This is a genomic window from Mucilaginibacter sp. OK283 (assembly GCF_900110415.1).
Classification (GTDB): domain Bacteria; phylum Bacteroidota; class Bacteroidia; order Sphingobacteriales; family Sphingobacteriaceae; genus Mucilaginibacter.
This window is the reverse complement of sequence record NZ_FODR01000005.1, coordinates 74,517-87,847: the sequence shown is the minus strand read 5'-3', so window position 1 is coordinate 87,847 and position 13,331 is coordinate 74,517. Positions and strand designations below refer to the sequence as shown.

General features: G+C 43.4%; 8 protein-coding genes. 2 read left to right on the top strand and 6 right to left on the bottom strand.

Going from position 1 to position 13,331, the window contains the following annotated elements; all coding sequences use genetic code 11:
* Positions 1 to 55: 55 nt before the first annotated feature.
* The gene (locus tag BMX56_RS13370) at positions 56 to 238 is read right to left on the bottom strand and encodes a hypothetical protein (RefSeq protein WP_090648309.1); all 183 of its coding nucleotides are present in this window, start codon (positions 236 to 238) and stop codon (positions 56 to 58) included.
* 618 nt (positions 239 to 856) lie between these two features.
* Here BMX56_RS13370 and BMX56_RS13365 point away from each other — a divergent pair.
* Positions 857 to 2,290, top strand: coding sequence for an AAA family ATPase (locus BMX56_RS13365; protein WP_090648305.1), 1,434 nt, complete (start codon positions 857 to 859; stop codon positions 2,288 to 2,290).
* Positions 2,291 to 2,338: 48 nt separating this feature from the next.
* On the opposite strand, the gene BMX56_RS13360 is transcribed toward BMX56_RS13365, so the two are convergent.
* Genes BMX56_RS13360 through BMX56_RS13350 form a run of 3 tightly spaced genes read right to left on the bottom strand, consistent with a single transcriptional unit; the run spans position 2,339 to position 7,621 of the window.
* On the bottom strand, positions 2,339 to 4,102 hold the full coding sequence (locus tag BMX56_RS13360; protein WP_090648301.1) for an OmpA family protein: 1,764 nt from the start codon (positions 4,100 to 4,102) through the stop codon (positions 2,339 to 2,341).
* Positions 4,103 to 4,106: 4 nt separating this feature from the next.
* Positions 4,107 to 5,093, bottom strand: coding sequence for a PorP/SprF family type IX secretion system membrane protein (locus BMX56_RS13355; RefSeq protein WP_255369843.1), 987 nt, complete (start codon positions 5,091 to 5,093; stop codon positions 4,107 to 4,109).
* Positions 5,090 to 7,621 (bottom strand): T9SS type B sorting domain-containing protein, encoded by a 2,532-nt coding sequence (locus tag BMX56_RS13350; RefSeq protein WP_090648297.1) that lies wholly within the window; start codon positions 7,619 to 7,621, stop codon positions 5,090 to 5,092. Before BMX56_RS13350 ends, BMX56_RS13355 begins: the two co-directional genes overlap by 4 nt.
* Before the next feature lie 724 nt (positions 7,622 to 8,345).
* Here BMX56_RS13350 and BMX56_RS13345 point away from each other — a divergent pair.
* Positions 8,346 to 9,839: a nicotinate-nucleotide adenylyltransferase gene (locus tag BMX56_RS13345; protein ID WP_090648293.1), complete on the top strand. Its 1,494-nt coding sequence runs from the start codon at positions 8,346 to 8,348 to the stop codon at positions 9,837 to 9,839.
* An 81-nt stretch (positions 9,840 to 9,920) separates the two neighbouring features.
* Here BMX56_RS13345 and BMX56_RS13340 read toward each other — a convergent pair whose 3' ends face one another.
* Both BMX56_RS13340 and BMX56_RS13335 read right to left on the bottom strand, forming a co-directional pair.
* On the bottom strand, positions 9,921 to 11,756 hold the full coding sequence (locus BMX56_RS13340) for an alkaline phosphatase (RefSeq protein ID WP_090648290.1): 1,836 nt from the start codon (positions 11,754 to 11,756) through the stop codon (positions 9,921 to 9,923).
* A gap of 56 nt (positions 11,757 to 11,812) precedes the next feature.
* Entirely contained in the window at positions 11,813 to 13,324 is a 1,512-nt protein-coding gene (locus tag BMX56_RS13335; RefSeq protein WP_090648285.1) for a RagB/SusD family nutrient uptake outer membrane protein, read from the bottom strand.
* Between the last annotated feature and the right edge of the window lie 7 nt (positions 13,325 to 13,331).

The following is a 13,331-nucleotide window of genomic DNA, read 5'->3' as shown; positions in this document are numbered from 1 at the left end:
AAAAAAGCCTGTCAAAATGAAAGGCTTTTATTTTTAATTAAAATGGTTTTTAAAATTAATGCACCGGATGATGATCTTGTTGGTTTGCAGGAATTGGTTCCAGGAACCCCTGGTTGTTAACCGCCAGGTTGCTGGTAGTTGCAACAGGTAAATTTTTCTTTGCTTTTGGGCCGGCCACTGGTATTACAATTACTGCAATAAATGCTATTACTTCCAGTACGATATAAAATGATGTCATGATTTAATTTTTTTATGTATTATCAATTACAGCCTGTATACTATACACATGCCAAAAACCGCCTGCAATGCTTAAAAGCAGCTAAAACCATTTTAAACCGATTAATTTGATAGCGCCGATGCAATTGGGCATTTAAAAAACCTATCATTTTGAAAGGGTAGCAATATCAAAATGAAAAACAAAGTGAACTATAGCAGATAGCGCTTTACTTATAATAGGGACATGGCCAAAACATGTACCGAGCCAATACCATTTTAATGGTTCTTTTTTTTTACAGATTAAAATCCGCTGCCACAATACAGATCGGCGTTACGTAAGTAAAGAATTATCGCCCTATAAATAAATCAATATAAAATACTAAATACCAGATAATTAAACAGAACACAACGCATCATATACAGCCATAACTCACTTTTAAAACACATTTATGGCTGATTATATATTACCATAATCAGCCATAAATACATAAATTTAATCAGTTGTGGCTGATTAAATATTTCCATAATCAGCCACAACTATGTATATTTGTATGGTTGTGGCCGATTATCGTTAACTATAATCAGCCACAACTATATAAATCACTTGATAATAACTCTTTAGCTAAACGAGGCAAATCATATGAAGGAAATTATCGGCAGGGTAACAGAAAAACAGTTGTTGGAGCAAACCTTAAAATCTGACGAGGCTGAATTAATTGCCATGTACGGCCGCAGACGTGTGGGTAAAACATACCTCATCCGCAAAACATTTCAAAAGCAACTGATCTTCGAATTTTCGGGGGTGAATAACGCGCCATTAAAAGAGCAACTCACAAATTTCAGAAATACGATAGCTCCGCTTTTAAAATTATCCGCTCAGCTCGCTATTCCGCTTAATTGGACAGAGGCATTTCTAGTGCTTAAAAACTATGCGGAACCGCTATTAAAAAAAAACAAATGTGTTATTTTCCTGGATGAATTCCCCTGGCTAAGCTCGGCCAAATCGGGTTTTTTGTCTGCGTTTGAGTTTTTTTGGAATTCGTGGGCGGCAAAGCAAAATAACCTTATTGTAACCATCTGCGGTTCGGCGGCATCATGGATGATACAAAAAGTGGTAAATAACAAAGGTGGATTGCATAACAGGATCACTAAAAAAATTCGCCTGCTTCCTTTTACACTGGCCGAAACAAGTGATTACCTGAACAACAACAACGTAAATTTAGATCGGTACCAGATTACGCAGCTATATATGGCGTTGGGGGGCATCCCTCAATACCTCAAAGAAATTGCACCTGGCCAAAGCGCCGCCCAAAACATCGACCGTATTTGCTTTACCAAAGATGGCGTGTTGCAAGGTGAATTTAATAACCTATATCAATCGCTATTTTCAGAGGCCGATAAACATATAGCCATTGTAAAGGCCCTTGCCGCCAAGCCGGCAGGTTTAACGCGTAAGGAAATTATCGCCGCTTGTCGCCTATCAACAGGGGGTACTACTACTTTGCTGCTACAGGAACTGACCGAATCGGGCTTTATATCTGCCTACCTGCCCTTTGAAAAAAATACCCGGGACAGTATTTACAAGCTATCTGACGAGTACTCCCGGTTTTATCTTAAATTTATTGAAAATAGCCGCGCTACAGGTCCAGGCACCTGGATCAAATTATCGGCCTCGCCCTCATGGAGAAGCTGGAGCGGCACAGCCTTTGAAAGCGTATGCCTAAAACATACCCACGAAATTAAAGCCGCGCTGGGCATAGCCGGGGTTTATACAGAAGAATCGGCATGGAGACATGTCCCCGGCAAAAACCAGCCCGGGGCGCAAATAGATCTTCTATTTGATCGCCAGGATTTTTGCATCAGCATTTGTGAAATAAAATTTTCGACCACCGCTTTTACTATAGATAAAGCGTACGCGGCCGAACTGGTGCAAAAATGCGAGGTGTTTAAAAGCAAAACAAAAACTTCAAAAACATTGTTTATTGTAATGGTAACAACCTTTGGCACCCAGGACAATAACTATAAAACAGGGCTTGTACAAAATGATGTTGTATTACAAGACCTGTTCAAATAGGTTAGGTACCTCTTCAATGTCGTTAACACACTTTCGCCGTTATCATAATCAATTGCTGCCCGAAACTACTTTAATTTCTGTTCTCCTGTTTAGCTGATGGTCAGCTTCTGAACATTTAACCTTATCGGCACATTGATTTACGGGGTTACTTTTGCTATAGCCTTTGGCTACCATGCGGGTTGGGACAATGCCTTTTTTTACCAGGTAAGTTACAGCAGCTTTGGCCCTGCGCTGCGATAGCGCAAGGTTGTATAAATACGATGCCCTTGAATCGCAATAGGATGCCAATGCTATTTTTAACGCCGGATATTGCTTTAAAATACCAGCCAGCCTATCCAGTTCTATGGCTGCATCTGGTCGTATGAATGATTTATCAAGATCATAATAAATAGGCCTAATATTGAAATCGGGACGGGATGCCCCCGAAAGAGGGTTGGATGAATCTGGGGATGCTGGTTTTCCGGTTGCAATAATTGTTTGCGGACTACCACTTATTGGTTTTACAAAAATGGAATCTTTTATGCGGGTAAAAGCATAAATATCATCGCTGCCCTGGCCGTTATCGCGATTGGACGACAGGTAGCCGCTTTGGCCATCGCGTGTTATCAGGTTAAAATCGTCACTGGTGGAGTTTATAGGATACTTAAGGTTTTTTGGGGTATCCCAGTTACTTTTTTGGCCATGGGCAACATAAATTTCGTACCCTCCCATACCAGGCATCCCTTTGGAAGCATAGTATAACACACCGTTTTCATCTACAAACGGAAAGCTTTCTTCCTCCTTGGAATTGATGGTTTTACCACAATTTACCGGTTTACCCCAGCTTCCGTCACTTTGTTTTTCGCAATACCAGATATCTGTTTTGCCCTGCCCGCCCTGCATATCCGAACTGAAATAGATCAGCCTGCCATCTTTTGATAATGCTGCGTTACCTACAGAATACTGCTGCACGTTATTATACGGAAAACTACCCGAAATAACCCACCCGCCATCTTTTTTTACGGCGGTAACCAATTGCAGCCGGCGGGTATAAAACCGGATGTTATTTTTGCCGCTACGTTGGTCTATGGGTAAGTTTTTAGCAGCAACTTCGGTAGTCAGGGTAATATAGGCAGTATCTCCTTTGTTGTTTAACACCATAGGTCCTACATGGTAAGCATCTTTAAACTCGTTGCTGGTACCGGGATCTAAAAACAGTTGTTTTGTTTCTTTAGTATTTAAATCGTAGGTGTATAGCTTAAACCAGCCGTTGCCGGTGCGGTTATCTTTTTTGCCATCTTCGGTTTCGCGGTCGGATGTGAATATAATAGTTGTCTGGCCACCGTAGGCCGCCCCCCAATCAGATGATGGGGTGTTTACGCCGCCAACGTTATTAACCTTAAATTGCGATGGTTGCTTCATCCACACCATTGCCGAATCCACATCGGCCAGTTTTAGGGCTAACGCGCCTGCATCATCGGTAAAATACAGTTGGTACTGTTGCCTGGCCTGGTCAAACTTTTGGTTGCGAAACAATACTTCGGCATAAAAATAATGATCGAGTTTGGCGGCTTTGGGATCATTCAGGGCTTTGGCATACCAATCTTCGGCATCCTGGTACTGGTTAATGTAGCGGTAACAGGTGGCAATACGCTCAACCAGCTTAACATTCGGCTTGTGGCCAACCAGTTTCAGGTAAAATTTAAGGCTTTTGAAATATTCATACTGATCGAAAAGTTTGTCGGCCCGTTGTTGTACCGACAATTGTTCCTGCGCCAAAGTAATCTTTGCCAGCAAAGTCATCAATAAACCAATCAATATTAACTTTTTCATCTGCCTAAAAATATCTCGGGCTAACCACTCTTGGGCTTTTGCCCGGAAAACTTATACTCAACGACAATTCATGCGACCCACTTTGCGAACTTGCCAGCCTGCTTGTAGTAAAATCATATGAATAGCCAATCCTGAAGTTTTCGCTCACATAAAATTGCACCATAGACGCCACGGCGTCTGTTTTATCAAGGCCGCTTTGCAGGTTGCTTTTTTTCCACAGGTTTATACCGGTCCGGTATGATGCACCTACCCAAATGGTTTTGTTAAATACTATATAATTACTCACGTCCAGGTTGGTTGGACCTTTAAAATCCTCTTTTATCAACAGCGAGGGTTTAATATCCATGGTTTCATTTAGCGGCACCATTGCTCCGCCGGTTAAGTAAACTGTACGGGCCTGCTTATACTGCTGCAAATGATCGATAGTGTTGCCCAAACCCGAAAGCAAGTTAAACACTGATGCGCCAACATATACCGTTGGCGAGTAATAATAAACCCCGAAACGAAAATCGGGCGTAACATTGCTTTGCGTTCCGGCGGGTATGTTAGTATCCCCGTCATCAGTAGCGTTAAATTTAGTGCCATCCAGGCGATACTGTATGGCGCCAAAGCCGAGGCCAAAACTCAGCCGTTTGGTATCATCCTCATCAAGCCTTAGCCTGTAGGCATAGTTTACATATACCGATGATGTACCCTCGGGCCCAAGCTTGTCAAAAGTAGCTATCAACCCTAAGCCCATATTCTGGTTGGTGCTGTTGGTTAGGCCATCAACAGATACCGTGCCTGTTTTAGGCGCATCATTAATACCCACCCATTGGATACGGCTGCTTAAGTTAAGTGTCCAGTCCTGCTTATAGCCTGCATAGGCCGGGTTTACCGCCAGGCCATTGAACATATACTGGCTAAATTGTATGCTTTGCTGGGCCTGCAATTTTACGGTGAGTAAAACCAGGCCGGCTACCAGGATATATAGTTTAAAGCCCCGCATCATTTACTCAATTTTAAAAACACCCAGCCCTTAACCGGGGTAAATTCGCCTGTATGCTCCTTCCGGTTCAATACATAAAAATAGGTAGCCTCGGCAAGGCCGCTGCCGCTCCAATCGTTTTTGTAATTATCAGAACGGTAAACCTCGTTGCCCCATCGGTTAAACACCCTGAGCTGCGAACCGGGATAGCTCTCTAACCCAACAATTTTAAAAGCATCGTTTTTGCCGTCATTGTTGGGTGTTATTACATTGGGGATTTGCAAATCGGCCGGGATCACTTTCAACACCACCGTATCGGCACAACCATTAATGTTGGTAAATACAAAATGATATAAGCCAACTTTATCCAACCCGGTTATGGTAGTTGTATTACTTGCCGGTACTGTAATAATTGCCGGCAGCGGATCTCCGGCAACCTGGGTAAATACACCGGCACCGGTTGACGCCATAGTGGCCGGAGCATACTCAAATACGGTTTGATCGGCACCTGCATTTGGGCCCGGCGCAATGTTTACCGTGTTGATTTTAGCATTATTACAACCTACACCGGATGGGGAAGCATCACATTCGTTATTTGGATCGGCAGGTACAGCAGCATCCGGATTGGTGGCATCCGGGTCTGTTACATCCGCCGGCCTTAACACAGCAGCCTCAACCGTAAGGTTACCGTTTGTTGTCAGCGCTACATTCCCTGTAATGGTAAAAGTGCGCACAGCCCCATTTGCTATATCGAGGTTAGCATGGTAGGCATTTGCTGCAACAGTACCACCTGAGGTTGCCGAACTGCCGGTTGTAGCAGCACTTGTTACTACCACCCCGCTGATATCATTAGGAAAACTAAAGCTGAAACCGCCTCCCTTAACATCGTCGGGGCCGTTATTTTTTACCACCACTTTATATATAACCGGCTGGCCTGAACAAGCCGCCGCAGCCGTTATACTTTCAACAGAAAGATCGGCTTCCTGCATTACAAAGCTTAGCGAAGTAGTTACCGGTTTACTTTTTATATAACTCCAGGTATCGATAGATTTATTGTTGCCAAAATCGGCATCATTGGTGGATATACTGGTAGTAGTGCCCCATTTGTGCCCGTTTATAGCACTGCTTAACCCCGTGAGGTTTTTTACAGGGTTTGATGGTGTGCCTACAATACTGATAGGTGTGTCGTCCCAATACAAGGAATCATCGGGTGCAAAAGTGCCGTTTGTACGCATAAGTAAAAGGCCGTTAACATTGCGCTCCACATCAAAAAACGGAAAATGGACTTCGCCCGCGGTGGTGGCTATGGTGATATCAACCTGTAGTGATAAAGTGCTGTTACCGGCTACTTTGGCACCAAGGCCATCAAGCCCATCCCAATAAACCTGGTTACCTCCTGTGGTCGCCTGGCCGGTTAATTTACGGTCGATAGCGTCGGTGTACAAACCGTTTTGGTTTATATCAATCCCTATTACATAATTACCGTTGCCCGTTATATTAAAATTAAAATTGCCGCCCAGCGGATTGGTTCCTGCTTTACCAATAGTTCCTTCGGCGCCTGTGAAAGTAACGTTAGTTATTGCCGGTACTACCGGAGTATTTAAAAGCCAGGTTGTTGCCGCGCCCGGCGTATTGACTACAGCCGGCATATCGGTAGCCGGAATATTAAAAAATATTTTTTGGGTTATATCGGTTTGAGTATCGGCCACGCGTGGGTCCTGAACGTTAACGCTGGCGCTAAGCCCGTCGATACTTTTGTACGATGCCTTTCCATCCGCGCCCCTAAAGCCCTTGTTGTTTACAAAAAAGGTAAAGCCATTACCGGCCTGGCCATTGTTGTTTAATATGTATTGATATCCGTCTTTTGTCAGGATGTGGAATATGGCGTTAAAGCCCACATTAAACGTACCCAGTATTCCCGAAAATACCTGCGTATACACCCTGCCATTTATAAAGCCTGAATTTGAAGCATTGCGTACCGATACATCAAAGGCGGTAATATATTCGGCTTGCGGCTGTGTCCAGTTGGCATTGGCCGGAATGGTAGGCGGATTACCGTTTAATACCGTTCCGGGGTTTTCGGCCACAAAATCAATTTCCCAAACCCCATCCTGGCCTGCACCTACTGTTTTAATAAACGGCGTAAATCCACCTGCATTAGGCAACGGGCCTGCAACTTCCTGGGCGCGGCTATGAATATTACCGGTATTGGCATTTGTACCGCTGGTATAATTGTTACCGTCGGGCGCCCGAAGGTTAATGGTACCGCCGGCAATCCCCTGGGCGCTTGAGCCTACGTAAATACTTTCGCCGGCTTTAACGTAAACCTTAACAGTACCTAAAGTGGGGAACGGGAAGGATGTATTGGTAATTACAGTACTCGAAAACAGGTAAGCACGGTATCCGCCATTGGCGGTAAGTTCTTTACTGCCCTCGGCATATAAGCCTGCAACCGGCAATAAAAATAAAATTACAGCACTAAAAAAGCCTTTTATGATTAGCTTAAGGTATGAATAAGGTTTGCCACAAAAAGTTACTGCTTTATTAAGCATCGAGGTTTATTTACAAAGCTGTAAGTTATAAAAAGCAGGCGAAATAAGTGTGAAAAATTTACACCGGGCAATAAAACAATAACCCGGGCCATTAATGCCTCCATCAAATTTCCAGGTACTTACGGTAAACTGGGGATATTGCTTGGATATGCCCGGTTAGCTTTAAAACAGGCCCAACCAGTAAAGTAGTTGCCGGATTAGTATTTGCCAGGTGTACCACCCCGTACCAGGGTGTTTCAGGGCGTACCAGGGTGTTTCAGGGCGTTTCACCCTGTCTCGCCCCGAAGCGGTACACACAGTTTATCAACACAAAGGGATAAATCCTTTTCAAAAATCATTTCTTCCTGAAATGAACCACTTTTTCAATCTTTTTCGGGGACCTGCCAACAGCCCATGTAAAATAATTTTTCCTTAAGCCGCTTGTTTCGGACAATCTTTCGACAGGCGCCGTATCTAACCAAAATAAAACAGATGGATGCGTTTATGTAACATAAAATACGAAAAAAGCATCGGGAATAATATCATGATCTTCAAATGAGCGAATTTAGCATTTGTTAACAATTTATTAAACCTTACGCCACGCTTACTATCTAAATCAAAAAACAAATGCGGTTTCCTTGCCTTTTTACTAATACATGATCTTAAGTAAATTAAAAAACCGTATTTTTAAGGCGTCTTTTCAGATCATCATATTGGCAACAATAAACTATAATTAACTAAGGGTATGAATGCCATTCACAACAAGGATATAGGGACCAAACAAAAGGCACTTGCCATTAACCTTGATCCTAAAATATACGGTTCATTCGCCGAAATTGGTGCAGGACAGGATGTTGCAGCCAACTTTTTTAAGGCCGGCGCATCATCGGGCACTATAGCCAAAACCATGTCGGCTTATGATATGGTTTTCTCCGATGCCATTTATGGCGTACAACAATCAAGGCGCTATGTAAGCGAAGCCCGCTTAATATCAATGCTTGACCATGAGTACGGGCTGCTAATTGAACGTTTGGCCGTACAACGTGGCGATTCCACAACGTTTTTTGCCTTCTCCGATACCGTTTCAGCTTTAAATTACAATAAAACCAACGACGGCCACGGCTGGATGGGGGTACGCTTTCAGCTACAGCCAAACGGCGCGTTTAATGATGTAGTTATTCACGTAAAACTGCTGGATAACGATACTAACCTGCAGCAGCAGGCCGTAGGCATTTTGGGGGTAAACCTGATGTATGCCTGCTTTTACTACAACGAAATTCCGCCGGTATTTTTGTTGTCGCTAATGGATAACCTATCGAGAGACAGGATTCAAATTGACATGATCCGCTTTGAAGGGCCCGATTTTACCAAGGTAGACAACAGACTGATGAGCCTGCACCTTGTAAAATATGGTTTTTCTGACGCTGCCGTATTTGGGCCCGATGGCAAAAACATGCAGCCTACCGAAGCGCTTTATAAAAAACACATTGTGGTGATCCGCGGCCGTTTCCGACCGATTATTAACGTGCATTTGGATATGCTGAATAATGGCGTTAAGCAATTTTTACAGGAACCCGATGTTGATAACACCAAAGTGGTAGTAGTTACCGAACTTACCCTGCAGGCTTTAAAAGAGCGAAACGCCGACCTGAATGCCGATATTGATGAAAAAGACTTTCTGGACCGTGTAGATATCCTGTGCTCGCTTGGGCAAACGGTTATGATCAGTAATTTTCATGAGTATTATAAACTGGTGGCTTACCTTTCAAAAATCACCAGGTTAAAAATAGGGATGGTGCTGGGCTTCCCTAATTTGGAGTACATCTTTTCGGAAGAACATTACAAAGATCTTCCCGGCGGTATCCTTGAATCATTTGCTACGCTATTTAGCCGTAAGGTAAAACTGTTCATATACCCCACCTTGCGCGATGGCGTAATCTGGAACTGCCTTAAATTTTACCCGCCGCCACATCTTATCGATTTGTACCGCTACCTGATTGCCAACAACAAGATTGAAGATATCAGGCACTATAACGAAGGTAACCTGCATGTTGATACCGACAACGTGCTCCAGCTCATAAAACAAGGCTCTGCAGGATGGGAAGAATATGTACCTAACGAGGTAGCCGCCATGATAAAAAACCGGTGCTTATTTGGCTTCAATTGTGAAGTACCGCCGGTTAACGTTGTTGCGGAAACTAATGAAAGTGATACCCAGACGCAAACAGCTACTGTTTAACATTTGCAAAATAATTTTAAACCATAAAAAAAGCCACCGCATAACAACATATGCAGCGGCTTTTTTCTTGTAACCAATCCCCTATTTCAGCAATGCCTTCAGCTTATTAAAAATTTCTGTGTTGTTAAAAACGCCCCTAAAATCAAGCGAGTGCGGGCCGTAAGCAAATAAGGGTACAGGTGTCCCGGTATGGTCGTTAGTACTAAAATCGCCCCAAACGTATCCTTTGCCGATATTGCCATCCAACAGCGTTAACCCGCCCGTTTCATGATCGGCAGTAACAATAACCAGTGTTTCGCCATCTTCGTCGGCAAAGCGCAGGGCATCGCCAACCATCCGGTCAAAATCGCTGTTCTCGGTAATTACCTGTTTAAGATTATTGTTGTGGCCACCGTGATCAATCTGCGATCCTTCAATCATCATAAAAAATCCGTTTGGCGCATTTTTAAAAGTTTGGGTTACTTTTTTTAATGCCAGCGGCAAATAGTTTCCCCGGCCATCCATTTTGGGCCTGGTTACACTATCGTCCATTAATGCCAGGATCTTTGTTGCAGGTGTATTTATAAAATCATCAAAAGTGCGGATAATGGTATACCCGCGTTGTTTCATTTTATCGATGTGCGTTTGTCCATTTACCGGCTGGGTAAAATCTTTATAAGCCGACCCTAAAAATATATCAACCGGCGATGATACTATTTGACCGGCAATATCGGTGGCATTACTCCTTTCGGCATTATGAGCGTAAAAGGCTGCGGGTGTTGCATCGGTAAGTTCGCATACCACAATGTCGGCCGTTTTTTTTCCTGCTTCGGCACTGTAATCGGCCAACGATTTTAAGGGCTTGCCTTCCGGATCAACCCCCACTGCCCTATCATTTGTTTTTTGTCCCGACGCAAAAGCTGTTGCGCCGGCAGCTGAATCAGTGATGTAGGCATCGGCCGAGTAAGTAACCGAAAAGCCCATGTTAAGCATCTGGAATATATTAAGCTGCCCCCTGTTGGCACTATAAGTGGCGTATAGTTGCGATAAGCCCATGCCATCGCCTATACATAAAATGATATTTTTAACCTTTTTTACCTCACCATCTGATTTATAAGTTGGGTGATAAATAACGTAAGTTTCTGGAGCAATGTATTCAGATTTCTCTTTCCTGTTTAAAAAATTGCCGAGCCCTTCTATGTCATCGGTTCCTATAACATCAACGCCCAAGCGCAACATAGCCAGCCAGCTGCTTTTGGTATCGGGAGTTTCGTAAAAACGTACTTTTTTGCCGGCATGATGAACGCTGTCGATGCCACCTTTTATTCTTTTAATTTCATCGGCATTAAATACGCCTTTACCATTCCAATGCACATATTTGCTTAGCGGGAAACTCACCAATCCAATTTTTTTCCATTGAGCGGGCGTAAACCCATTTAAATGATCAACATCAAAAGATATCCAATCCGGGTAGTTTGGCATTACAGCTGCCGGAGGAACCGCCCCTGTCATCACGATAGATAACCTGCCGGGATGCCCATCATAGGCAAAATATTTTTCTAACGGTTTAAGTTCGCTGATTACCAAGGGTAATATGGCTTTGTAATCTTCTTTTATTTCGATAAGCAGCCGCAGGTGTCTTTGCGGATCGCGGTTAAGTTTCTCGATTAGCGGATCGATATAGAGGATTTTCAACGAGCGTTTGGCGCTGATCTCCTTTTTATCATGCGCCACCATCAGTTGGCCGTTTACCGCATAAACATCGGCCTCAATTGACCCAAAACCTTTTTCATAAGCCCGATAAAATGGAATGTTGTTTTTGTAATCATTGTGGGAGTGTGCATCGGCCACGGTATACTCTTTAATTTGTGCGTTAGCGCGCAAGTTTATACTCAGCAGCAAAGCAGTAAGCAAGATAATTGTAGTACTGTTTTTCATTTTTTAGTTCAATGTAAAAAACCGGGCGTTGCCCGGTTTTAAAGGTATAAATTTATTTACCAGCCTGCATTTTGTTTTAGCTGTCCCTGGCTTATCTGGATATCTTTTGGCGGTATAGGCCATACATTATCCCTTGCCGGGTCAAAATTACGCGCTTTCCACACTACAGATCCATTAGCTCCATGCAATGGTTTGGCGTAAGTAGCCTGTGCATCGCCCCAACGCACCAGGTCAAAGTTGCGGTCGCTCCACTCTCCTGCCAGTTCTACACGGCGTTCGTGTTTTAAATCAGCCATGGTAGCACCCGATTTTGGTGCCAGCCCAGCCCTTACACGTACCAGGTTTAAAGCTGCATCGCCGTTTTTACCCTGCATAATTTGAGCCTCGGCTTTAATGAGCAAAATTTCGGCATAGCGTAATAACGGAACGTTTAAATCTGTCGACGGCTCATCGCCATTAGGGCTTACGTGAATGCCGCCGGCATAGCTAAACGGCTCCATGTATTTATTAAACTGGTAACCGGTTAAGCTGTTGCTTTTGCCACCAATTGGGTAAGTATACGTTTGGCCAAAATACTGGAAAGTATCACCGTTTTTAAGAATAGTTGTTGCCAGCCTTTTATCGCCGGTTTCAAATTCGTCAACCAATTCTTTTGTGGGCTGATAGTAGCCAAAACCATTGTATAAACCCCAGCCTTTATTCTCCAGCATAGCACCAGGCAAAATGCTTTGCCCGTTTAAATTGCTGGCTACCGACCAAATGTACTCGGAACTATAGTTATTGGCTATTTTAAATACATCCGCATAATTTGCTAACAAAGCATGTTTGCCACTTAGAATAACTGAATCGGCATATTTTTCGGCATTGGCATAATCCTTAGCGTGCAGGTAGGTTTTGGCCAGGTATGCCCATGCGGCTGTTTTGTGCGCCCTACCCTTATCAGCGGCAGCAAGCTGATCAAAATAAGGTAACAGCGATGCCGCTTTCTTTAAATCGGCTTCTATGTAAGCGTAATTATCTTTAACTGAAGCTAATTGTACAGGAAACGCGATTGGATTAGCCCGGTTTTGAAGGGGAGCTCCCTGTTTATCGGTACCATATAAATCGGCAATTTCCAGGTGCATAACCGCGTGTACAAAGTAGGCCTGCCCCAATATAAAGTTTTTGGTAGCCTGATCCATAGTGATGCCGGGCACATTAGCTATAACATCATTTGCCCTTTTCATTACCACAAAATGTAACGACCATGGCGCATAAATACTGCTTTCGTTACCGGTACAAACAAAGTTTTTGATATTTTCCCTATCGGCAGATGTACGGCCAACTACCATATCATCACTGGCGTTTATAAACCAAAAGAAGCCGCGGCCGTACAAATCCTCGCTGTTACTTTGTTTTTCGTAAAGACCATTAGCTGCCGCCTGGGCATCACTTGCATTTTTCCAAAAGTTGGTGCTTGTTGGCGTACCTGTAGGCTTAATATTATCTAACGTGCTTTTTTTACAGCTTTGCGCAAGTATAATTACCATTACACCTAACAAGCCTTTAACTATATTTTTAAATTTCATCTTAATT